This is a genomic window from Mesorhizobium sp. M0938, from assembly GCF_040319125.1.
Classification (GTDB): domain Bacteria; phylum Pseudomonadota; class Alphaproteobacteria; order Rhizobiales; family Rhizobiaceae; genus Mesorhizobium; species Mesorhizobium robiniae.
The window spans coordinates 1-20,816 of the sequence record NZ_JAMYNS010000035.1; the positions used below are offsets into that span (position 1 = coordinate 1).

The following is a 20,816-nucleotide window of genomic DNA, read 5'->3' on the forward strand; positions in this document are numbered from 1 at the left end:
TTCCGTCACCCGCCTTCGACTATACCTACAAGTGGGGAACGCAGAACGGCGACACCGCGCTTGAAAGCTCCTCGGAACTGCAAGCCGTCTTCCGCGAGCACAACACCAGCAACACCGGGACCGCCACTGCCGGCGCGTCCGATGACGGATCTGGCGCGACTGTCCCTGCCGACGCTAGCGACAGCAGCTCTACTGGGCACGCCGCTTCCGACGATACTACAGGCGATGGCAGTCCCACTGCGACTGCTCCCTCCCAACCGACGGTCAGTGACAGTTCTAGTGGGACCGCTTCCGGCGCCACCACCAGCGATGGCAGTTCTGCTTGGGCTGCTTCCCACCACACGACCAGCCATGGCGGTTTTCATGCCCATGGCGATCATGCCCGCGACAGCGTGAACGAGGGCAGCAGCGTCGACCGGTTGTTGACTGCGATGAGCCAAGCCTTTTCGGGCGGTTCGGAAAATGGGCATCACGCCGACAAAACGGCCCGCAATGGGTTCACCCACGCCGTCGACGGCAATGAAAATGTCGACGCCCATGCCAGCAAGGGCGGCAGCGCCGAGGGCGTGTTCGGCCGCAGAGGCAGCGACTCCTTCGACTTCAGCTGGCTCCAGGAAAAGCTCCAGGACAAGCTGCAAGACAAGCACCAGGACAAGCTGCAGGACAAGCACCACTTCGACCACGACTTCTTCGCTAGCCTCAAGTCGGGAGGGGGCTCATCCGACGCTCTGTCTGCTGGTACGGCTGCGCATGGCCGTTCCGACCATGTCAGCTACGACAGCTCGACCGGATCGCTCTCTCTCGACAGCGATGGGACGGGGGACGCAGCTCAAACGCAGCTCGCCAGCCATTTCCCATGGCAGCATCATTCGCTGTGACCTGAACGAGCTATCGGCAGGAAATTAGATCAGGCCCGGCCTTTGTTCGAAGAACATTGGCCGGGCCGCTTGAATCCGGCTCGCTCCGGCGCGGGAATGCCGTGTTTAGAAGGTAACGGACAGGCTTCCTTGTCCGGCCTTCGGAACATCCTCTCAAATGGTGACTGGGACATCAGCACGAGCGGCGAATCTATCGCCGCGCCGCGCCTTAGCCGTCCATGTTTATTCCGGGCGTGCACTCGCTGGGCAGCACGCCGGCATGGCTGAGCAACGGCCTGCCTGAGAGCCATCTGCCTTCACAAAAGGTAGCATCGTCTTAGCTCCAGATGAACGCGAGCACGAAACCGGCAATAGCAATTGCCGAGATGACATTGGGCCATACGGCATCCTGGGCCGGTTTGGCTGGCTTGTACCTGTGCCCCGTGCGGGGCAGCAGGTCCGGATCGTAGCGCACGTGGCGCTTAAGGTCGTATTTGATTGGCCGTTTCATCGCGGGCCTTGACCACCAGCGAGCTTAAGAGGAGGCGTGCTGGCTGATCAAAAACTTGCGCTCAAGGCAACGGAATAACATCATTCGAACGAACACTGTTACGCGATAGATCGCATCGCCTATTACCTCACGATGGCGGGCCCTATCTTTTTATGGCGCGCACATCGCCTTCAATATTGCGCAGGCCATTGGCGATATGCTCCAAAGCAATTGCAATCTGGCGGAGCTGATCCTTCTGATCATTTGCAGTCTGCGCAATGCGTGCGGCGTGTACGGCTGCTTGCAAAGACATTTTTTCCCTCCCGTTCGACTGCCCGATTTGGGCTTGGACCGTCGATAGTCGCAGGAAGGCGCAGGAAGCAAGGGAAGTGGCTAGGGAGCCCCCGCTGCCTCACGGTGACGGCCTTTTCTATAAGGACTGATAGAACACGTAGAGGTTCATGATGGTGGCCACCGTAACGACTCCAGTAAGCACCAAAACGGCAACGGTCATGTTCCGCATCTGCTTGGTGAGATTGATCATGAGCTTCGTATCGCGAGCGTGCTCACGCCGTGCAAGTTCATCTCGGAGTGAGGATAAGCCAATCGTCGTCGTTTGAGCGTGGCGATCATGCTCTGCCACCAGCTCATCATCTAACATACCCCTAAGTCGGGCATAGGTATGCGCCATTCGTGCTCCCCATGTCGCGTGGACCTGCCGATAGTCGCGGGAAACCCTTGGAAAGCAAAGACCGCGAAATCCTCGCCCCGTGATCGGACGCGTCCGCTACCCGAACAACCAAAGTACGAGGCACCACGCGCCAGCCGGCTCACGCTGAATCTGTTCGCTGAAATTCGCGGGGGTTTATTCGGATGGATATTCGATGAAATCAGGACGGGGAGGCTTCAGCCCTTGAAATCTCTGGTACGCCCAAGGGGAATCGAACCCCTGTTACCGCCGTGAAAGGGCGGTGTCCTGACCGCTAGACGATGGGCGCGCTCAGATGTGAGCGCTTATAGTTGCGTTGCACGAAACCGGCAACCCGTCTGCCGCTGCCTGCGACAACTTTTTTCAGTGGCCGCAAAACCCCGCATTTTCGGCGCTTTAGCCCAGTTCCGGGCGGCATCGCATGCCGTCCTCGGACGGCACACTGTGGATGTTGCATAAACGAGAGGAAGAACCAGCTTACCGACGGCGGCGGCAGCGCCAGTTCCAGTCGCGCTCGGGGCCGACGTCGATGTGAACGGATTCGGTGTGGCAGTAGGTGCCGACGCCGCCGCGCCCAGGCATGCTGCGGACATAGCTTGCCAGTTGCGCTTTCGAGACGCCTGGGACCTGAATGTCGGCGGCGGCGCAATACATGTGCAGCGAATTCTTGGCGCCGTTGGCGCGACGATTGCGGGCCGGATCGCGGTAGCCGGAGGTGACGATCATCTTCTTGCCGTAGTGGCCCTCGATCGTCTTCAGCACGCGGACCAGCGACGGCTTGAGGCAGGCAACGTCGACATTCTCGGTCTGCTTCAAAAGACCGTTGGGAGCCAGCCGGGCAAGGCCGGCAGCGGATGCCACCTGATAGGCGCCGCCTTCATCCTCGTTCAGATCGACGTCGCTCTCGTCGTCGAGGCCGGATTTACGCTTGATCTCGAAGAGTGCGGTCTTGCGCACGCCAGGCAGCGCATCGTCGGTGAAATGGCTGGTATCGCCGATCGAAGCCAGTTGCACAGGCTTTTCAACCGCTTTGGCCGAGGCCAAAGTGATGGTCGGTTTTGCCGCTTCCGTCTTAGGCTGAGCGGTCGCCGGTTGCTCGCCCGACCTGTTGTTGGCCTGCGGAACAGGTGCCGCCGAGGCGGGCGTGGCGCTGAACAACGAGGCGAGAAACCCCTTTTTCTTCGGCGCATAGGCCTGCGGCTCTGCGGCGGTCACATAGACCGGATTGTTCATCGCCGGCGCGGAGGCCTCGGCCTTGGACTTCGGCGCGGCCGTGCCGGCATCGGCCGTTTCTGTCTTCTGCCTAGCAGCGTTGGCCTTCTGCGTAGCAGCGTCGGCCTGCTCAACCGTCTGCGCGGGCTGTTCCTGTGGCTGCGGCGACTGGCCCGCAGTCGCCTCTGCGCCCGCAGGCGCCGTGACAGGGAAGCCGGCATCGGACTTGGCGCCTTCCTGGGGGGCTCCCGCCTGAATTCCAGGCTTGGCCATCGGCACATAAGCGACCTGCTCGGGAAGGCTTGCGTCGCCCTCGGCGGTCATCGTCATTTGTGAAGTCGTCATCTGCGACGACGATTCAGCAGCGACCTGTTGGCTGCCGGAGGCCGAGCCGGTGTCCGCAGCCGAGGCATTGTAGCCCGGCATGCCGACGGAGAGGGATGGATCGCCGGCCGAGGTGCAGGACGCCAGGAGCACAGAGAAAAGCGCGGCCGCAATGGCGCGGCGTTCTCCCTTCGCGAGGCGCGATCCTACTGATTTCAAAACAAAATTCCCCCTCGATGTCCGGCCGGTAAGTCATTGACGGCGTCGAAACGTTTCGCCGAAATAAATCCTTGTCCCCGAACGGAAACGAGACCTGTGTCAAATCCGCAAGCCCCAAAGTAATTCGACGGCTAGAGAGGAATCGGGAGAGCTTAAGGGTTGACGGCACCATTTCGCCCTCTTTTGCCGGCGCGTCAACTCACCACACATTACAGAAGGTTACACACGGACCCTGACATAGGTGCCCGGCGCATCGCCCAGGGTTTTCATGTGCTTGCCGGGTTTGCGGGCCGGCACACGGGTGTTGTCCCTGGCTTCGATCCAGCGTTGCCAGTGCGGCCACCAGGAGCCGGGATGGTTGGTGGCCTTGGCGAGCCACTGGTCGAAGTCGCCCGCCGGCTTGCCGCCAGTCCAGTAATGATATTTTTGCGCCGCCGGCGGATTGACGACGCCGGCGATGTGGCCGGAACCGGCCATGACGTAGTCGACCTCGCCGCCGAAATATTGCGAGCCGAGGAACACCGAAAGCGCCGGCGCGATGTGATCTTCCTTCGAGGCGAGGTTGTAGACCGGGATGGTGATGTCCTTCAGGGAAACTAAGCGGCCCGCCAGTTCCATCATGCCTTGCGAAAGTCTGTTATCGAGATAGCAATTGCGCAGGTAGAAGGAATGATTGGCCGCGCCCATGCGGGTCGAATCGGCGTTCCAGTAGAGCAGGTCGAAGGGCAGCGGATCCTTGCCGCGCATGTAGTTGTTGACGACGTATGGCCAGATCAGGTCGCCCGAGCGCAGCATGTTGAAGGCGGTCGCCATCCTGGTGCCGTCGAGATAGCCTTTCTCGCTCATCGCCTTTTCGACCGCCGCGACCTGCTCCTCGTCGACGAACACTTTCAGGTCGCCGGCATGGGTGAAATCGACCTGCGTGGTGAAGAAGGTGGCCGATTTGATGCGGTCGTCACCTTCCTGCGCCATCAGCGCCAGCGCCGCCGCCATAAGCGTGCCGCCGACGCAATAGCCGATGGCGTTGACGTCTCTTTCACCGGTCGCCTTTTCGATCGTGTCCAGGCCGTATTGCAGGCCCTCCCGAATATAGGCCTCCCAGCTCTTGGCGCCGTGCCGCTCGTCCGGATTGATCCAGGAGATGACGAAGACGGTGTGGCCCTGCTCGACAGCCCAGCGGATGAAGGATTTTTGCGGATTGAGATCGAGAATGTAGAATTTGTTGATCCATGGCGGGCAGATCAGCAGCGGCCGCTTGAGCACGGTCTCGGTCGCCGGATCGTATTGCAGGATCTCGGCGACATCGCTGCGGCCCACCACCTTGCCGGGCGTCGTCGCCAGGTTCTTGCCGATCTCGAAGGGCGAATAATCGGCCTGCCTCAGTTTCAGGTCGCCCTTGCCGGCGGCGATGTCCTCGGCCAGCATCTTCATGCCGCGCACCAGGTTTTCGCCATTCGAGGCGATGGTTTCGCGAAACAGTTCCGGATTGGTCAGGATGAAATTCGACGGCGAGATGGCGTTGGACACCTGCTTGACGTAGAAGCTGGCCTTGTGGCGGGTATGCTCGTCCAGGCCATCGGCGTGCTCGACCAGCTCGGCCGCCCAGCGCGAGGTGACGAGATAGGCCTGCTTGAGGAAATCGAAGAAAGCGTTGCGGCCCCATTCGGGGTCCTGGAAACGCTTGTCGCCGCGCTCGGGCTTGACCGCGTCTTCGGCATCTTCGCCGCCGGCGCTGAGGCGCTGGATGGAGTTGGCCCAGACGGTCATGTAGCCGGAGAACAGCCGCGTCTGCGCCTCCAGCGCGCGCTGCGGGTCGGCAAGCCAGTATTCGCTGAGCTTGGAGAAGGTTTTCACCATGTCGACGACTGGCTCGGCGACATGGTCGCGCACCTCGCCTTTTTCCCGCGGCTCGGCCCAGGCGGAGGCCGCCTTGCCGGCCTGCTCGATCATGCGTGCCATGTTCAAGGCGAAGCGTTCCGGGTCCTTCACCAGATATTGCTCGACGGTCGAAGGCTGGTCATCTTCCGCTTTGCCCGAATCGGGTGTTTTGGACATGGTGCGCGGGGTTCCTCCCGAAGCGTTTTCTTGACATATTATCATCAGACATCCGACAGGGTCCAACGCGCTCTATGCCGGATGCTAGGGAAACAATATGACGATTAATATTGGCGATAACGTTTTTTCTTGCACTGATTTTTCCGGCGCTGGTCGTTTTTGCCGCATGGGCGCGGCAATCGTCCTGCTGGCGGTCGCCGGCTGTTCGAGCACCAACATCGAGCGCCCCACGCCTGTCGCGGCTACCGACGGGCCGAAGGACACCGGCACCTATCCGAACCTGAACATTCCGCCGCAGGTGGCGGCGCAGCAATTCACCGACGCCGAAAAGGCTACCAAGCTCGCGCAGTTGAAGGGTGACGAGCAGGCGCAGGGCTCGAAGGGCGGCGCGGTCAGGATCACGAATCCCGCGACGCTGAACGCGCTGGCAAAGCAGCACGGCGCCGATGCGCTGAAGCAGATCGGAGCCAAATGCGATCCCGCCCTCGACCCTACCTGCAAATAAGGTTATATCGCGCGACCGAAAACCGCCTCTGGAATTGACCCACCTCTGGAATTGACCCCACCTCTGGAATTGACATGGAAGAATTTCACAAGGTCCGCCGGCTTCCACCCTATGTCTTCGAGCAGGTCAACCGGTTGAAGGCCAGTGCCCGTTCGCGCGGTGCCGACATCATCGACCTTGGCATGGGCAATCCGGACCTGCCGACGCCCAAGGCCATCGTCGACAAATTGTGCGAGGTCGTGCGCGATCCGCGCACGCATCGCTATTCGTCGTCGCGCGGCATTCCGGGCCTGCGCCGCGCCCAGGCCAGTTACTATGCCCGCCGTTTCGGCGTGAAACTCGACCCGGATACGCAAGTGGTGGCGACACTGGGCTCGAAGGAAGGTTTTGCCAATATGGCGCAGGCGATCACCGCGCCCGGCGACGTGATCCTGTGCCCCAATCCGACTTATCCGATCCACGCTTTCGGTTTCATCATGTCGGGCGGCGTCATCCGCTCTTTGCAGGTGGAGCCGGACGACGGCTTCATTCCGGCGCTGGAGCGCGGCATCCGCCATTCGATCCCGAAACCGCTGGCGTTGATCCTCAATTACCCGTCGAACCCGACGGCGCAGGTCGCCTCGCTCGATTTCTACAAGGACGTGGTGGCCTTCGCCAAGAAGAACGACATCATCATCCTGTCGGACCTTGCCTATTCGGAAATCTATTTCGACGGCAACCCGCCGCCTTCGGTGCTGCAGGTGCCTGGCGCGATCGACGTGGCGGTCGAGTTCACATCGATGTCGAAAACCTTTTCCATGCCCGGCTGGCGCATGGGTTTTGCCGTCGGCAATGAGCGGCTGATCTCGGCGCTGACCAGGGTCAAGTCCTATCTCGATTATGGTGCCTTCACGCCGATCCAGGTGGCTGCCGCGCACGCGCTCAACGGCGACGGCGCCGACATCGCCGAAGTGCGCGACATCTATCACAAGCGCCGCGACGTGATGGTCGATGCCTTCAGCCGCGCCGGCTGGACGGTTCCCGCACCCGCGGCGTCGATGTTCGCCTGGGCGCCGATCCCGGAGCCGTTCAAGCATCTCGGTTCGCTCGAATTCTCCAAGCTTCTGATCGAGCACGCCGACGTGGCGGTGGCGCCGGGCGTCGGCTTCGGCGAGCATGGCGACGATCATGTGCGCATCGCGCTGGTCGAGAACGAGCACCGGATCCGGCAGGCGGCGCGCAACATCAAGCGCTTCCTGGCTTCCAGCGCCAAGCAGCCCAACAATGTGGTGCCGCTCGCCGCGCATCGTTGAGTTGCCTGATATCATATCGACCAAATCCTTGAGGGGCGTCGCCGGACATGGCTGAAGCGTTGCGTGTTGGAATTGCCGGTCTCGGCACCGTCGGCGCGTCGGTGGCGCGCGTGCTACGCGACAAGGCGGCGGAACTGACGCGGCAATGCGGCCGCGAGATCGTCGTTTCGGCCGTTTCGGCTCGCGACCGCAATCGCGACCGCGGTGTCGATCTCGGCGCCGCCAGGTGGTTCGACGATCCGGTAGGAATGGCGCAGACCGCCGACATCGATGTCTTCGTCGAGCTGATCGGCGGCGACGAGGGGCCGTCACGATCGTCGGTGAAAGCGGCGCTCGAAGCCGGCCGCCACGTCGTCACCGCCAACAAGGCGCTGCTCGCCAAGCATGGCGTGGCGCTGGCCGAGGCCGCCGAGAAGAAGGGCGTGTTGCTCAATTACGAGGCGGCGGTAGCGGGCGGTATTCCGGTCATCAAGACGATGCGCGAGGCGATGGCCGGCAATTCGGTTACCCGTGTCTTCGGCATTCTCAACGGCACTTGCAACTACATCCTGACCCGGATGGAAGCCGAGGGCATCTCGTTCGACGCCTGCCTGAAGGATGCGCAGCGGCTGGGCTATGCCGAGGCCGATCCGACCTTCGACATCGAGGGCCACGACACCGCGCACAAGCTGTCGATCCTGACCAGCCTTGCCTTCGGCACGAGGATCGCCGCCAACGACATCTACATGGAAGGCATTTCCAACATCAGCCAGGCCGACATCCGCGCGGCCGGCGATCTCGGCTACCGGATAAAACTGCTTGGCGTCGCACAGCGCACGGAGAGCGGCATCGAACAGCGCGTGCATCCAACCATGGTGCCGACGGCCTCGGTCATCGCGCAGGTGCATGGCGTCACCAATGCGGTGGCCATCGAAACCGACATCCTTGGCGAGCTGCTGCTCTCGGGTCCCGGTGCCGGCGGCAACGCCACCGCATCGGCGGTGGTCGGCGATATTGCCGATATCGCCAAGAGCCGGCCCGGTTTTCAGCACGGTCCGGTTTTCGGCCTGCCGGCGAAGGAGTTGCGGCCTTACAAGAAGGCGCAGATGCGCAGCCACGCCGGCGGCTACTTCATCCGGCTGACCGTGCACGATCGCATCGGCGTCTTTGCCGCAATAGCCAAACGCATGGCCGACAACGACATTTCGCTGGAATCGATCGTGCAGCATGCAGCCGGGCCGGATACCGCACTGCAGAAGACGGTGATCCTCGTCACCCACGAGACGACAGAAGCCGCGGTGCGCAAGGCCGTCGACGGCATCACCAGGGACGACCATCTGACCGACAAGCCGCAGGTGATCCGCATCGAGCGGGCGGGATAGGGATTTTCTCTTTCTCCTTCAATCGATTGATATCGTTGCGTTTTCAAAAAAGAGCCGCTCAGGTCTTGCTGTTGTCATGGAGCTTTGACACAACCAGCGCGCCTCTGGCGGGAGGCAATGTACCAACGAGGATCTTCCACCGATGAACGTTGCCCAGAACATCGTCGCCGGCCTCGACCGGATACTCACCATGGAGCTGGTGCGCGTTACCGAGCGCGCCGCGGTTTCGGCCGCCAGGTTGCGCGGACGCGGCGACGAAAAAGCCGCCGACCAGGCCGCAGTCGACGCAATGCGAGAGGAGCTCAACCGCCTCGCCATCAACGGCACGGTGGTGATCGGCGAGGGCGAGCGCGACGAGGCGCCGATGCTGTATATCGGCGAAGAGGTCGGCTCCGGTAAGGGCCCGGCGGTCGATATCGCGCTCGATCCGCTCGAAGGCACGACGATCTGCGCCAAGAACCTGCCCAATGCGCTGGCCGTCATCGCGATTGCGGAGAAGGGCAGCCTGCTGTTTGCGCCCGACGTCTATATGGACAAGATCGCCGTCGGCCCGGGCTATGCGGGCGGCGTCATCGATATCGATGCCTCGCCGGCCGAAAATATCGCCAGCCTGGCCAATGCCAAACGCGTGCCGGTGTCGGAGATCACCGCCTGTATCCTCGACCGGCCGCGCCATGGCGGGCTGATCGAGGCCGTGCGCGCCACGGGCGCTGCGATCCGGCTGATCGGCGATGGCGATGTCGCCGGCGTCATCCACACCACCGACCCTGATGAGACCGGTATCGACATCTATCTCGGCGCCGGCGGCGCCCCGGAGGGCGTTCTGGCGGCGGCAGCGTTGCGCTGCACGGGCGGCCAAATGCAGGGTCGACTGATCCTCGATACGCCGCAGAAGGTGGAGCGCGCGGCCAAGATGGGCATTTCCGACCCGAAGCGGGTCTACCGCACGCAGGACATGGCGCGCGGCGACGTGCTGTTTGCGGCAACCGGCGTCACCGACGGCAACCTGCTGGCCGGCGTCAAGTTCGGCCGCAATTCCATCACCACGCACACGATCGTGCTGCGCTCGTCGTCACGCACCGTGCGCGAGATCAAGGCGCGCCATCAGGATCTGGAAAAGTTCTGATTCGCCAGATTTAGCCGTCGCATATTGTGAGAGCCGTCGCATATTGTGAGAAATGACAATTTTGCAGCCGGCGCGTCATATGACGGGCGAACACCGTATCTTCCTCGATGTCAGGCAGTCGGCATCAGGTGTTTCCTGGGAACACCGGCTGACCGAGCGGCAGGACATGACTGCGCTCGCCATAGCGCAAGGCTATGGCGTGCCGGATATTGTCGCGCGCGTCCTTGCCGGGCGCGGCGTGACCGCCGAGCAGACCGAGCGGTTCCTTGATCCGACCATCCGCGACCTTCTGCCAAACCCCGCGTCTCTGACCGACATGGACAAAGCCGCTGCCCGCATCGCCGAGGCGATCGTTGCCAGGGAAAAGGTGGCGATCTTCGGCGATTACGATGTCGATGGCGCGGCCTCGTCGGCGTTGCTCAAGCGGTTTCTCACGCATTTCTCCGTGTCATCGGAGATCTACATACCGGACCGTATCTTCGAGGGGTACGGCCCCAATCCGGAAGCCATGCGCGAACTCGTCTCGCGCGGCGCGACGCTGATCGTTACCGTCGACTGCGGCACCAACAGCGCCGTTTCCATCGACGCGGCGAAGGCTGCCGGCGCCGATGTCGTTGTGCTTGACCATCACCAGCTCGGCGGTCCGTTGCCGGCGGCGGCAGCGGTCGTCAATCCCAATCGCGAGGACGACCTTTCGGGGCAGGGCCATCTTTGTGCCGCCGGCGTCGTCTTCCTGGCTCTGGTGCAGACGGCGAAGGTCCTGCGCGGCCGCTTGCCGGATGCAACCCCGCCGGACCTGCTTGGCTTGCTCGATCTCGTGGCGCTGGCGACCGTCTGCGACGTGGTGCCGCTAACCGGCGTCAACCGCGCCTTCGTGGTCAAGGGGCTGCAGATGGCACGCCAGCAGAGGAACGAAGGGCTGGCGGCGCTGGCGCGGGTCTCGCGAATCGGCGAGCCGGTCAGCACCTTCCATCTGGCCTATCTGATCGGCCCGCGCATCAATGCCGGCGGGCGCATCGGCGACGCAGCGCTCGGCAGCCGGCTGCTCGCCACCGACGATCCTGTCGAGGCCCGCACCATTGCCGAGACGCTGGACCGGCTCAATCAGGAGCGGCAGCAGATGGAGCTGGAAATGCTGGCCGCTGCACGGGTCGAGGCCGATGCCGAGCTTGCCGGCGGCAATGGGCCCGCCATCGTCGTTACCGCCAGCTCCAATTGGCATCCGGGCATCGTCGGCCTGCTGGCCTCGCGGCTCAAAGACCATGCGCGCCGGCCAGCCTTTGCCATCGCCTTCAACGCCAATGGCATCGGCACGGGTTCAGGCCGTTCGGTGTCGGGCTTCGACCTTGGCCGGTTGGTGCGCGAGGCTGCCGATGCCGGGCTGATCGTCAAAGGCGGCGGCCATGGCATGGCGGCCGGCATCACGGTGGAGCGGGCGAAACTTGGCGCGCTGAGGGCCTTCTTCGAGGAACGAGCGGCGGCCGATGTGTTCCGGCTGCAAGGCGAGGAAAGCCTGGCGATCGACGGTGCGCTGGCCGCCGAGGGCGCAACGCTCGGCCTGCTCGATGCGCTGGAGAAAGCCGGCCCGTTCGGCGCCGGGCATGTCGCGCCGGTGTTCGCGCTGCCGCGCCATCGCCTTGCCGATGCAAGGCCGGTCGGCACCAATCACATCCGCGCCGAGTTGCAGTCGGAAAGCGGCGGCCGCATCCAGGCGATCGCGTTCCGCGCTGTCGATACGGCGCTCGGTGAATTCCTGTTCAAGCACAGGGGCAAGCCGGTGCATGTCGCCGGGTCACTGTCAGGCAATCACTGGAACGGCAACCGCACGGTGCAGTTCCGCATCGTCGATGCCGCGCGCGCCTGACAATCGCTTCAGTCGGGATCGCGGTTTAGGCCAAAACCGCCTGCAGTCGGGCAAGCTCGCCGATCTGGGCCATCGTTACCTGATAACCGATGCTGATCGCCTCGTCGGCGCGGTGGAATTCGGTCAGGCCGATATGGCTGAGCTTCGGCTGCAGCGACATGTCAGGTGGGTCGCCGGCAAGCCGCGCCCGCGAAATGCGGTCCTGGATGATGTTGAAGGCCTCGATCATGACGCCGGTGATGCCGAGCCGTGTTTGGTACTGATGCCCTGCTTCGACGACCAGTTCGCCGGCGCTGTGCTTGATGACGGCAGCGCGGCCGAACAGATCGTAATGAAGGTTCACCGCGACCACGAGCGGCTGCTCGTATGCGCGGCAGACCGAGACCGGAACCGGATTGACCAGGGCGCCGTCGACCAGCACGCGCCCGTTGCAAGTGACCGGCTCGAACACCCCGGGCAGCGCGTAGGAGGCGCGCATGGCCGTGGTCAGTGAGCCGCTCGACAGCCAGATTTCATGGCCAGTGCGGATCTCCGTAGCAATGCAGACGAAAGGCTTGGGCAAATCCTCGAAACGGACGCCGGCCATATGCTCGCGCAGCCGTGCGTCGAGCTTCATGCCGCCGAACAGCCCACTGCCGCGCAGATTGAGATCGAGAAGTCCAAAAATGCGCCGCTTGGTCAGGCTTCTGGCGAATTCTTCCAGCTCGTCCAGCTTGCCGGCAAGGTAGCAGCCGCCGACCAGCGCGCCGATCGAGGTGCCGGCGATCATCGACACCTCGATGCCGGCTTCGTCGAGCGCCCGCAGCACGCCGATATGGGCCCAGCCGCGCGCGCAGCCGCCGCCCAATGCCAGCGAAATGCCTGTTTTCTTGGCGGGCTTCGTTTCGGATGCGCCGGCGGACGATGACAGGCCATTGGCCTCTCGAACGTCCGGTCTGTTGCGCGATGACGCCCATTCGAGCATCACAATCTCCCTTGTCCGACGGCCAACATAGAGGCTGGCAGTATCGAAATCATGAATATACGCGGTTGCAGCTCGGCGAATGGTTCATTTGGATGGTTCACGGGACTTTCGATACATTTCTTTCGCATCGAACAGCGGCTTGCTGCCGTCGCTGGCAAGCGTCCCCTTGCCGTCGATCAGTCCCACCGTCCGATAAAAGCAAGAACGCCGGCCAGTGTGGCAGGTTGCGTCGTGGCCCATCACTTTGACGCGCAACCATATGGCGTCCTGGTCACAATCCGTGAGCATCTCGACGACTTTCTGGAGGTTCCCGGACGTTTCGCCCTTTTTCCACAGAGCGCTGCGCGAGCGCGACCAGTAATGGGCGATGCCGGTTTCGAGCGTCAGCGCCAGCGCTTCGGCGTTCATATGCGCGACCATCAGCAACATGCCGTCCTCGGCATCCGTGACGACGGCGGTGACGAGCCCATTGGAATCGAAGCGCGGCGAAAAGACCGCGCCTTCTTCCAATGCCTTCTTGTCTGATGGAGCTTTCGGAAATTCCACTGCCGACATCGCCGGTCCTTATTCAGAGCCTCGTCCATTCCGATTGAATCGGAATGGACGAGGCTCTGTCTTCTTGTTTGGCCATGATCTTATCCGAGAACCGGTTCCCACTTCTCGGGATCATGGCTAGCGACCGGCGAGGGTCGTTCAGCCCCTGCCGCCGCGCACCATGGTGACGAAACGGACCTGTTCCTCCGGCGTGTCCTTGAAGACGCCGGTGAAGGTCGAGGTCAGCGTAGTGGAGCCCTCTTTGCGGATGCCGCGCATGGCCATGCACATATGCTCGGCCTCGAGCATGACGGCGACGCCGCGCGGAGCGAGCACATCCTGGATGACGCCTGCGATCTGGGCGGTCATGGCCTCCTGGGTCTGCAGGCGCTGGGCGAAGATATCGACGACGCGTGCGATCTTGGACAGGCCGACAACCTTGCCGTCCGGCAAGTAGCCGACATGCGCCTTGCCGATGATCGGCACCATGTGGTGCTCGCAATGCGAATGAAATGTTATGTCCTTGACGAGGACAAGGTCGTCATAGCCGGCGACTTCCTCGAAGGTGCGGCCGAGTTCCTCGGCCGGGCACTTGTCATAGCCGCCGAACATTTCGCGATAGGCCTTCACCACACGCTTTGGCGTATCGACCAGGCCCTCCCGGTCCGGATTGTCGCCGGCCCAACGCAACAGGGTGCGAACCGCGGCCTCGGCCTCGGCTTCGGTCGGCCGGTCGGTGACAGGTTTTTCCAGATAGGCGGACGGGGGCATGAATTTCTTGATGACGGCATCCATAAAGGCGTCTCCCGTAGTTCCCCTCTCAGGAGGAACGAGTTGAACGGACCACGACCTTTCGGGTGTTAGAAACGTGCCCTGTTTCCAGCCCGTAAGCGGCGTGAACTGATTGAGCAAGGACGAGGTCGTTTGGTTACCTTGTCCATACCCGACTACCAGCATTATATATGATCGTACCGAGCGAAAGGAAGACCGTCAGCGGCAATCGCCGTTCGCTCGGCGGCGACGGATTGGAAAAATATGATCGACGACGTCTACAATGCGAAAATTCTGGGATTTGCCGGGAATATCGCGCGGATCGGCCGGCTCGACCGTCCCGATGCAACCGCGCGCGCGCATTCCAAGCTGTGCGGCTCGACCGTGACCGTCGATCTGAAGATGGATGACGGCGTCGTCACCGATTTCGCCCATGACGTCAAAGCCTGCGCGCTTGGCCAGGCGTCGTCCTCGATCATGGCGCAGCATGTCGTTGGCGCCAGCGCGGATGAATTGCGCAGCGTTCGCGAGACGATGCTGAAAATGCTGAAGGAAAACGGCGCGCCGCCGGAAGGCCGCTTTGCCGATCTCAGATATCTCGAACCGGTGCGCGACTACAAGGCGCGCCATGCCTCGACCATGCTGACCTTCGATGCCGTGGTCGACGCGATCGGCCAGATCGAGAAGAAGCGCGCCGAACAGGCGGCCTAAACCTCTGCAAGAAAACGCCGGTTTTCGGCGAATTCCGCCCGGATCCAGTCGGCAAAAGCCCTGGCCGGCTCGGAAAGGTCGTTCAGGCTTCTGGCCACCAGCCAATAGGCACCGGACGCGACGTCGATGTCGAAAGGCTTGATCAGCGCGCCGGACGCAAGTTCTTCGCCGATCTGCAAAAGATCGCCCAGCGCGACACCATGCCCAAGCAAGGCTGCCTGCTTCGAAAGCGAAGCATCCGCCAGCATCGGGCCACGCGCAGGCACGGCTTCAGCGGTCACGCCGGCCGCTTCGAACCAGCGCGCCCAGCCCTGACGGCTTTCTTCGTGCAGCAATGTATAGCGACCAAGGTCGATCGGCTTTTCCAAAGCGGGGCCGGACGCAAGAAGCGCCGGCGACAGAACTGGTGAATCGACGACCGAGGCAAGCTGTTCGGCCTCGCTGCGCGGCCATGAGGTGGCGTGCGCGCTGAAGCGTAAGGCAAGTTCGGGCTGATCGCTGCGGAACTCTATTAATCTCGGGTCGACCTCCAGGGAAACGTCGATATCGGGTCGCAACTCGCGAAATCGGTTGAGCCGCGGCACCAGCCATACGGATGCAAGCGACGGCTCGACGCTGACACGAACCACGGACAGCGCCGGGGAGGCGGCCAACTCCGAAAGCAGTCGGTCGATATCGTCGAAGCTCCTGACGAGCTGGCTAAGCAGCTGCCGGCCCGCATCGGTCAGTTCGACGCTACGATGGTGGCGGAAGAACAGGGGTTGGCGCAGGAAGGTTTCGAGCTCGCGTATCTGGCGGCTGATCGCCGCCTGCGAAACATAGAGCTCCTCGGCAGCGCGGCTGAAGCTCAGGTGGCGGCCAGCCGCCTCGAAGCTTCTGAGGGCCGTCAGAGGGAGGCGTCCGCGCTTCATTCGCATAATCTCAAGTTATCCAACTAGGAAATTATACTCGTTTGAGGACGAAGGCCAGCAGCGGTCTAATCGGCCTCAAAGGAGATCAGCCGTGAACGAGTTCCTGACTATTTTCGGCGACGTGATGCGGATCGTGACCTTTCAATATCAATCGACAAGACATCAATTGCCAAGACCGGCGCGTACTGAATTCGATGGAAATTGGCGAACCGAACCGGGTTCGCCTCAGCGGATCCACCCGACCGGCCGCGCGACCCCGCGCGATCGTTGAAATGCCAATCGGAAACGTCTGGGAAATCTAAGAGAACATTGCTTTCCCTGGCCAATGTCCACATCTATCGACAGCAGGAAGAAAACACCGGGATTGCTATGAGCAACGAGCACCGACATGCTCATGCCGCGTTGGCGGCGCCGCGCGGGCGTAACTGGCCCGGTCCGTGGCGCAAGACGCCGGGCCGAATCCTTGGCACGTCGCTTGTGCGCTTTTACCAGCTGACTTTGTCCGGCTTTGTCGGCAATTCCTGCCGGCATCTGCCGACCTGTTCCGAATACGCACATGAAGCGATCGCCCGCCACGGGCTGTGGGCGGGCGGCTGGATGGGGCTTTTCCGGGTCCTGCGCTGTGGACCCTTCGGCACGCATGGCATCGACCGTGTGCCGGAGGTACTGGAAGACCGCTATCTATGGTTCACGCCCTGGCGGTACTGGCGGATCGGAAAAAAGCGCAGTGACCCGGAAAGCTGATGGCGGTAGGGGCAATCAGGCAGGATCTTTACGATTTGCTAAGCTTAACCGCACGTTGCGCATTTAGGACAAAATCGAGACAAGACGCCTCGCTAAGCCGCTCCTGAACAGCCCTCAGGAGAGTTTGCCAAATGCGTGAGATAGACCGCCGTCCATTCGTCTTCGCCGTGGTTCTCTACCTTCTGGCCTGGTTTATGGGTTTCCCGATGCGCGCTCAATCCGCGCCGCTGAGGGACGTCGAATGCACGCTGATCCTGGATGCTGCAAGCGGCGAAACGCTGTATCGGCCAGGGGTTTGCGACCAGCGCTTCAGTCCCGCTTCGACATTCAAGGTCCCATTGGCCCTGATCGGCTACGACGCGGGAATCCTGAGCGACGAGCACAGGCCGAGTTGGGACTACAAGCCTGAGTTCAATGCGGTGAAGCGGGACCAGAAACCCGTCGACCCGACGATCTGGGAAAGGGACTCGGTGCTGTGGTTTTCGCGAGAAATCACCCGCCGGCTCGGCAGGGAGCGCTTCGCCGGCTACGTGTCGAAATTCGACTACGGCAACACGGATGTTTCTGGCAACGCCGGCAAGAATGATAGCCTCACCCGGTCCTGGGTGAATTCTTCCCTCAAAATATCGCCCGTGGAACAGGTCGATTTCCTGCGCCGCCTGCTCGACCGCAAACTGCCCGTTTCGGACAAGGCCTACGCCATGACCGAAGCGATCTTGCCGACCTTCCAGGCAGGTGGCTGGACCGTGCAGGGCAAGACCGGGACCACCAGGCTTGGCAACGACGCCGACAAGGCCAAACGCTCGCTTGGCTGGTTTGTCGGCTGGGCGCAAAGAGATGGTCGCAAGATCGTCTTCGCCCGCTTGGTGGTCGATGCGAAACGATCCGACATGCCCAAGGGCCTCAAGACGCGGGCGGTGTTCCTGAAAGAGCTGCCGAATCTCATCAAACAAGAGTAAGCGATCGCCCATTCGCCTTTACGGCACGGGAATCTGCCCATAAAAGACTGCCGCCGGACGCATCCGGCTTTACTTTATGCATGTCGTGGCCCCAAAACCGCTGCGCACTTTTGGGCGACATGCATTTCACCACCCGCGCTCGTTTGCGGGACTGGATAGGAGAACTCTATGCTGAATTCCGTTTCCCTGACATTTCCCGATGGTTCCGTGCGCGACTACGAGGCGGCGATGACCGGCGCCGGCCTGGCGGAATCGATTTCGAAGTCGCTGGCCAAGAAGGCCGTGGCCTACTCGATCGATGGCGTGGTGCGCGATCTTTCCGATCCGCTCGGCAAGTCCGGCAAGGTCGAGATCATCACCCGCGATGACCCACCCGCCCTTGAGCTCATTCGCCATGACGCAGCGCACGTGCTGGCCGAGGCCGTGCAAGAATTGTGGCCGGGTACGCAGGTGACCATCGGCCCGGTAATCGAGAACGGCTTCTACTACGACTTTGCCCGCAACGAGCCGTTCACGCCCGACGATTTTCCGGTGATCGAGAAGAAGATGCGCGAGATCATCGCGCGCAACAAGCCGTTCACCAAAGAGGTCTGGTCGCGCGAAAAGGCGAAAAAAGTCTTTGCCGACAAGGGCGAGCGCTACAAGCTCGAGCTAATCGACGCTATCCCGGAGGATCAGGATCTCAAGATCTATGCGCAGGGTGACTGGTTCGATCTCTGCCGTGGTCCGCACATGGCCTCGACCGGGCAGATCGGCAACGCTTTCAAGTTGATGAAGGTGGCCGGCGCCTATTGGCGCGGCGATTCGAACAACCCGATGCTGACGCGCATCTACGGCACGGCCTGGGCAGACCAGGCACAGCTAGAAGCCTACCAGACGATGCTGGAGGAGGCCGAAAAGCGCGATCACCGGAAACTCGGCCGCGAGATGGACCTGTTTCATTTTCAGGAAGAGGGGCCGGGCGTCGTCTTCTGGCACGCCAAGGGCTGGAGGATGTTCCAGAACCTGGTCAACTACATGCGCCGCCGCCTTGACGAGCAGGGCTATCAGGAGGTCAACGCGCCGCAGGTGCTCGACAAGAGCCTGTGGGAGACGTCGGGCCACTGGGGCTGGTACCGGGACAATATGTTCAAGGTGACGGTTGCTGGCGACGACACCGACGACGACCGGGTCTTTGCGCTGAAGCCGATGAACTGCCCCGGCCACGTCCAGATATTCAAGCACGGGCTGAAGTCCTACCGCGATCTGCCGGTAAAGCTTGCGGAATTCGGCAATGTGCATCGCTACGAGCCGTCCGGCGCGCTGCACGGGCTGATGCGCGTGCGCGGTTTTACCCAGGACGATGCCCACATCTTCTGCACCGAGGAACAGCTCGCCGACGAGTGCATCAAGATCAACGACCTGATCCTATCGACCTATGCCGATTTCGGCTTCGACGAAATCACCGTCAAGCTGGCGACCCGCCCTGAAAAACGGGTCGGCACCGACGCGATGTGGGATCATGCCGAGGGCGTGCTGCAGGACGTGCTCGACAAGATCGCGGCGCGGTCGGGCAACCGGATCAAAACGGGCGTCAATCCGGGCGAGGGCACGTTCTACGGGCCGAAGTTCGAATATGTGCTCAAGGACGCCATCGGCCGCGACTGGCAGTGCGGGACCACGCAGGTTGATTTCAACCTGCCAGAGCGTTTTGGCGCCTTCTACATCGGCTCCGATTCGGAAAAAAAGCAGCCGGTTATGGTGCATCGCGCCATCTGCGGTTCGATGGAGAGGTTCCTCGGTATCCTCATCGAGAATTATTCGGGCCATTTCCCGCTGTGGTTCGCGCCGCTGCAGGTGGTGGTGGCGACGATCACCTCCGATGCCGACGATTACGCGCAAAAGGTCGTGGCGCAGTTGAAGGCGGCGGGGCTGCTGGCGGAAGCCGATCTTCGCAACGAGAAGATCAACTACAAGGTCCGCGAGCACAGCCTGGCCAAGGTTCCGGTCATCCTCGTCTGCGGCAAGCGCGAGGCGGAGGAAGAGACGGTCAACATCCGCCGGCTCGGCTCGCGCGACCAGGAATCACTTGGCCTTGGCCAGGCGGTGGCAATGCTTACCGAAGAGGCGGTGACGCCCGACCGTAGGCGCAAGCAAGCGGCCTGAGTTTCAGCCAGATCGTCGACGACATGGCGGTGGAGCGATCCACCGCCATTTCACATGCCCCACCGTTTTCATATGCTTGTCACGCCAGCCTTGTAACGAGCCTTCATGCTTAAGCTGAAGATGCGCGAAAGACCGTTCCCCGAGCTTTCCTACGCCAGTCCGCATCAGCCGGCATTGACGCGCTGGTTCATCCATTCCATCGAAGGCCTGTCCGGCCGCGGTCGTTTCGCGGCGCTCTATGATTTTTGGCGCCGCCATGTGGTGCCGGCCGGCGAGCGCGTGTTCAGCCGCATGCTGGAGTTGATCGACGTCAAAGTGCGGACCGCCGGCCAATGGCCGCCGGCAAGGCTGCCCGACACGCCGCTGGTGATCGTCGCCAATCATCCATTCGGCATCGGCGACGGTATTGCGGTGCTCTCGCTGGCCGAGCAGCTTCAGCGCCCGTTCCGCGTCATGATCCACAAGGATCTGCTCAAGATCCGCGAGATGGAGCCCTATTCGCTGCCGATCGACTTTTCCGAGACCAAGGACGCGCTGAAGAACAATATGGCGGTGCGCCATGAGGCGGTGCGGCTGCTGAAAGAGGGCGTCATCATCGTCGTCTTCCCGGCGGGCGGCGTTGCCACCGCGCCGAAAGGTTTCGGCCGGGCGCGCGATCTGCCATGGAAGATGTTCCCGGCCCGTCTCGTCCAGGATGCCAAGGCATCGGTCATTCCGATGCACTTTTCCGGTCAGAACGGCCGGCTGTTCCACCTGGTCAGCGGACCGATGAACATGGCCGAGCGTGACGGACGCGTGGCGAAGTTCGTCGGCAAGGCTTCGCTGACGCTGCGCATCTCACTGCTCATCCATGAGTTCGCGCGGCTGTCCGGCAAATCGATCGAGGTGCGTGTCGGTGACGTGCTGGAATGGGACGAACTGGAGCCGCTGCGCGACCGCAAGGCCTTGCTCGACCGACTCCATCGTGGCGTTTTCGATCTAGAGCGTTTCATCTCTTGAGAGAATCGTAGGATTCCCAAAGCGGCGTGATTGTGATTCAAGATGCTGGCTGGACGGAGGCCAG

The 20,816-nt window shown here is 62.1% G+C and carries 20 protein-coding genes, 1 tRNA gene and 1 pseudogene; 12 read left to right on the plus strand and 10 right to left on the minus strand.

Going from position 1 to position 20,816, the window contains the following annotated elements:
* A pseudogene (locus NKH73_RS31640) lies at nucleotides 1-878 on the plus strand (hypothetical protein); the annotation flags it as partial.
* 316 nt (nucleotides 879-1,194) lie between these two features.
* On the opposite strand, the gene NKH73_RS31645 reads toward NKH73_RS31640, so the two are convergent.
* The 6 genes from NKH73_RS31645 to NKH73_RS31670 form a co-directional block, all read right to left on the minus strand.
* Complete coding sequence (locus tag NKH73_RS31645; RefSeq protein WP_352939210.1) at nucleotides 1,195-1,368, minus strand: hypothetical protein; 174 nt, start codon at nucleotides 1,366-1,368, stop codon at nucleotides 1,195-1,197.
* A 142-nt stretch (nucleotides 1,369-1,510) separates the two neighbouring features.
* Nucleotides 1,511-1,660, minus strand: a complete 150-nt coding sequence (locus tag NKH73_RS31650) for a hypothetical protein (RefSeq protein ID WP_352939213.1) — start codon at nucleotides 1,658-1,660, stop codon at nucleotides 1,511-1,513.
* A 117-nt stretch (nucleotides 1,661-1,777) separates the two neighbouring features.
* Complete coding sequence (locus tag NKH73_RS31655) at nucleotides 1,778-2,038, minus strand: hypothetical protein (protein ID WP_352939216.1); 261 nt, start codon at nucleotides 2,036-2,038, stop codon at nucleotides 1,778-1,780.
* Between the two features lie 232 nt (nucleotides 2,039-2,270).
* A tRNA-Glu gene (locus NKH73_RS31660) sits at nucleotides 2,271-2,345 on the minus strand.
* A gap of 188 nt (nucleotides 2,346-2,533) precedes the next feature.
* Nucleotides 2,534-3,694: a D-Ala-D-Ala carboxypeptidase family metallohydrolase gene (locus tag NKH73_RS31665; RefSeq protein WP_352939257.1), complete on the minus strand. Its 1,161-nt coding sequence runs from the start codon at nucleotides 3,692-3,694 to the stop codon at nucleotides 2,534-2,536.
* Nucleotides 3,695-4,030: 336 nt separating this feature from the next.
* Nucleotides 4,031-5,866, minus strand: coding sequence for a PHA/PHB synthase family protein (locus tag NKH73_RS31670; RefSeq protein ID WP_352939218.1), 1,836 nt, complete (start codon nucleotides 5,864-5,866; stop codon nucleotides 4,031-4,033).
* Nucleotides 5,867-6,032: 166 nt separating this feature from the next.
* On the opposite strand from NKH73_RS31670, the gene NKH73_RS31675 reads away from it, so the two are divergent.
* The 5 genes from NKH73_RS31675 (at nucleotide 6,033) to recJ (ending at nucleotide 12,014) form a co-directional block, all read left to right on the plus strand.
* Nucleotides 6,033-6,371 carry a hypothetical protein gene (locus tag NKH73_RS31675; RefSeq protein WP_352939220.1) on the plus strand — a complete coding sequence of 113 codons (339 nt, stop codon included), beginning with the start codon at nucleotides 6,033-6,035 and terminating at the stop codon, nucleotides 6,369-6,371.
* 74 nt (nucleotides 6,372-6,445) lie between these two features.
* The gene (locus NKH73_RS31680) at nucleotides 6,446-7,663 is read left to right on the plus strand and encodes an LL-diaminopimelate aminotransferase (RefSeq protein ID WP_095485414.1); all 1,218 of its coding nucleotides are present in this window, start codon (nucleotides 6,446-6,448) and stop codon (nucleotides 7,661-7,663) included.
* A gap of 47 nt (nucleotides 7,664-7,710) precedes the next feature.
* Entirely contained in the window at nucleotides 7,711-9,024 is a 1,314-nt protein-coding gene (locus NKH73_RS31685) for a homoserine dehydrogenase (protein ID WP_352939224.1), read from the plus strand.
* Nucleotides 9,025-9,166: 142 nt separating this feature from the next.
* Nucleotides 9,167-10,150, plus strand: coding sequence for a class II fructose-bisphosphatase (gene glpX / locus NKH73_RS31690; protein WP_352939227.1), 984 nt, complete (start codon nucleotides 9,167-9,169; stop codon nucleotides 10,148-10,150).
* A 79-nt stretch (nucleotides 10,151-10,229) separates the two neighbouring features.
* Nucleotides 10,230-12,014, plus strand: a complete 1,785-nt coding sequence (gene recJ, locus NKH73_RS31695; protein ID WP_352939230.1) for a single-stranded-DNA-specific exonuclease RecJ — start codon at nucleotides 10,230-10,232, stop codon at nucleotides 12,012-12,014.
* Between the two features lie 25 nt (nucleotides 12,015-12,039).
* On the opposite strand, the gene NKH73_RS31700 is transcribed toward recJ, so the two are convergent.
* The 3 genes from NKH73_RS31700 to folE form a co-directional block, all read right to left on the minus strand.
* A complete protein-coding gene (locus NKH73_RS31700; RefSeq protein ID WP_352939233.1) occupies nucleotides 12,040-12,978 on the minus strand; it encodes a patatin family protein in 939 nt (312 codons plus the stop codon).
* Between the two features lie 84 nt (nucleotides 12,979-13,062).
* The gene (hisI, locus tag NKH73_RS31705; RefSeq protein WP_352939236.1) at nucleotides 13,063-13,533 is read right to left on the minus strand and encodes a phosphoribosyl-AMP cyclohydrolase; all 471 of its coding nucleotides are present in this window, start codon (nucleotides 13,531-13,533) and stop codon (nucleotides 13,063-13,065) included.
* 138 nt (nucleotides 13,534-13,671) lie between these two features.
* Nucleotides 13,672-14,307, minus strand: coding sequence for a GTP cyclohydrolase I FolE (folE, locus tag NKH73_RS31710; RefSeq protein ID WP_352939238.1), 636 nt, complete (start codon nucleotides 14,305-14,307; stop codon nucleotides 13,672-13,674).
* Nucleotides 14,308-14,547: 240 nt separating this feature from the next.
* On the opposite strand from folE, the gene NKH73_RS31715 reads away from it, so the two are divergent.
* The gene (locus NKH73_RS31715) at nucleotides 14,548-14,994 is read left to right on the plus strand and encodes an iron-sulfur cluster assembly scaffold protein (protein WP_095485407.1); all 447 of its coding nucleotides are present in this window, start codon (nucleotides 14,548-14,550) and stop codon (nucleotides 14,992-14,994) included.
* On the opposite strand, the gene NKH73_RS31720 is transcribed toward NKH73_RS31715, so the two are convergent.
* Nucleotides 14,991-15,905: a LysR substrate-binding domain-containing protein gene (locus NKH73_RS31720; protein WP_352939242.1), complete on the minus strand. Its 915-nt coding sequence runs from the start codon at nucleotides 15,903-15,905 to the stop codon at nucleotides 14,991-14,993. The genes NKH73_RS31715 and NKH73_RS31720 overlap by 4 nt on opposite strands.
* A gap of 91 nt (nucleotides 15,906-15,996) precedes the next feature.
* Here NKH73_RS31720 and NKH73_RS31725 point away from each other — a divergent pair, with 91 nt between their 5' ends.
* The 5 genes from NKH73_RS31725 (at nucleotide 15,997) to NKH73_RS31745 (ending at nucleotide 20,752) form a co-directional block, all read left to right on the plus strand.
* Nucleotides 15,997-16,176, plus strand: a complete 180-nt coding sequence (locus tag NKH73_RS31725) for a hypothetical protein (protein ID WP_352939245.1) — start codon at nucleotides 15,997-15,999, stop codon at nucleotides 16,174-16,176.
* A gap of 98 nt (nucleotides 16,177-16,274) precedes the next feature.
* Nucleotides 16,275-16,649: a membrane protein insertion efficiency factor YidD gene (gene yidD / locus NKH73_RS31730; protein WP_352939247.1), complete on the plus strand. Its 375-nt coding sequence runs from the start codon at nucleotides 16,275-16,277 to the stop codon at nucleotides 16,647-16,649.
* Between the two features lie 131 nt (nucleotides 16,650-16,780).
* Nucleotides 16,781-17,608 carry a class D beta-lactamase gene (gene blaOXA, locus NKH73_RS31735; RefSeq protein ID WP_352939250.1) on the plus strand — a complete coding sequence of 276 codons (828 nt, stop codon included), beginning with the start codon at nucleotides 16,781-16,783 and terminating at the stop codon, nucleotides 17,606-17,608.
* A 168-nt stretch (nucleotides 17,609-17,776) separates the two neighbouring features.
* Nucleotides 17,777-19,753 carry a threonine--tRNA ligase gene (gene thrS / locus NKH73_RS31740; protein WP_352939252.1) on the plus strand — a complete coding sequence of 659 codons (1,977 nt, stop codon included), beginning with the start codon at nucleotides 17,777-17,779 and terminating at the stop codon, nucleotides 19,751-19,753.
* 105 nt (nucleotides 19,754-19,858) lie between these two features.
* A complete protein-coding gene (locus NKH73_RS31745; protein WP_352939255.1) occupies nucleotides 19,859-20,752 on the plus strand; it encodes a lysophospholipid acyltransferase family protein in 894 nt (297 codons plus the stop codon).
* Nucleotides 20,753-20,816: the final 64 nt, after the last annotated feature.

Excerpts from the sequence above, each read along its gene's own strand:
- NKH73_RS31645 (WP_352939210.1), bottom strand. The coding sequence starts at position 1,368 with ATGAAACGGCCAATCAAATACGACCTTAAGCGCCACGTGCGCTACGAT.
- NKH73_RS31650 (WP_352939213.1), bottom strand. The coding sequence starts at position 1,660 with ATGTCTTTGCAAGCAGCCGTACACGCCGCACGCATTGCGCAGACTGCA.
- NKH73_RS31655 (WP_352939216.1), bottom strand. The coding sequence starts at position 2,038 with ATGGCGCATACCTATGCCCGACTTAGGGGTATGTTAGATGATGAGCTG.
- NKH73_RS31665 (WP_352939257.1), bottom strand. The coding sequence starts at position 3,694 with ATGCCGGGCTACAATGCCTCGGCTGCGGACACCGGCTCGGCCTCCGGC.
- NKH73_RS31670 (WP_352939218.1), bottom strand. The coding sequence starts at position 5,866 with ATGTCCAAAACACCCGATTCGGGCAAAGCGGAAGATGACCAGCCTTCG.
- NKH73_RS31675 (WP_352939220.1), top strand. The coding sequence starts at position 6,033 with ATGGGCGCGGCAATCGTCCTGCTGGCGGTCGCCGGCTGTTCGAGCACC.
- NKH73_RS31680 (WP_095485414.1), top strand. The coding sequence starts at position 6,446 with ATGGAAGAATTTCACAAGGTCCGCCGGCTTCCACCCTATGTCTTCGAG.
- NKH73_RS31685 (WP_352939224.1), top strand. The coding sequence starts at position 7,711 with ATGGCTGAAGCGTTGCGTGTTGGAATTGCCGGTCTCGGCACCGTCGGC.
- glpX (WP_352939227.1), top strand. The coding sequence starts at position 9,167 with ATGAACGTTGCCCAGAACATCGTCGCCGGCCTCGACCGGATACTCACC.
- recJ (WP_352939230.1), top strand. The coding sequence starts at position 10,230 with ATGACGGGCGAACACCGTATCTTCCTCGATGTCAGGCAGTCGGCATCA.
- NKH73_RS31700 (WP_352939233.1), bottom strand. The coding sequence starts at position 12,978 with ATGCTCGAATGGGCGTCATCGCGCAACAGACCGGACGTTCGAGAGGCC.
- hisI (WP_352939236.1), bottom strand. The coding sequence starts at position 13,533 with ATGTCGGCAGTGGAATTTCCGAAAGCTCCATCAGACAAGAAGGCATTG.
- folE (WP_352939238.1), bottom strand. The coding sequence starts at position 14,307 with ATGGATGCCGTCATCAAGAAATTCATGCCCCCGTCCGCCTATCTGGAA.
- NKH73_RS31715 (WP_095485407.1), top strand. The coding sequence starts at position 14,548 with ATGATCGACGACGTCTACAATGCGAAAATTCTGGGATTTGCCGGGAAT.
- NKH73_RS31720 (WP_352939242.1), bottom strand. The coding sequence starts at position 15,905 with ATGAAGCGCGGACGCCTCCCTCTGACGGCCCTCAGAAGCTTCGAGGCG.
- yidD (WP_352939247.1), top strand. The coding sequence starts at position 16,275 with ATGAGCAACGAGCACCGACATGCTCATGCCGCGTTGGCGGCGCCGCGC.
- blaOXA (WP_352939250.1), top strand. The coding sequence starts at position 16,781 with ATGCGTGAGATAGACCGCCGTCCATTCGTCTTCGCCGTGGTTCTCTAC.
- thrS (WP_352939252.1), top strand. The coding sequence starts at position 17,777 with ATGCTGAATTCCGTTTCCCTGACATTTCCCGATGGTTCCGTGCGCGAC.
- NKH73_RS31745 (WP_352939255.1), top strand. The coding sequence starts at position 19,859 with ATGCTTAAGCTGAAGATGCGCGAAAGACCGTTCCCCGAGCTTTCCTAC.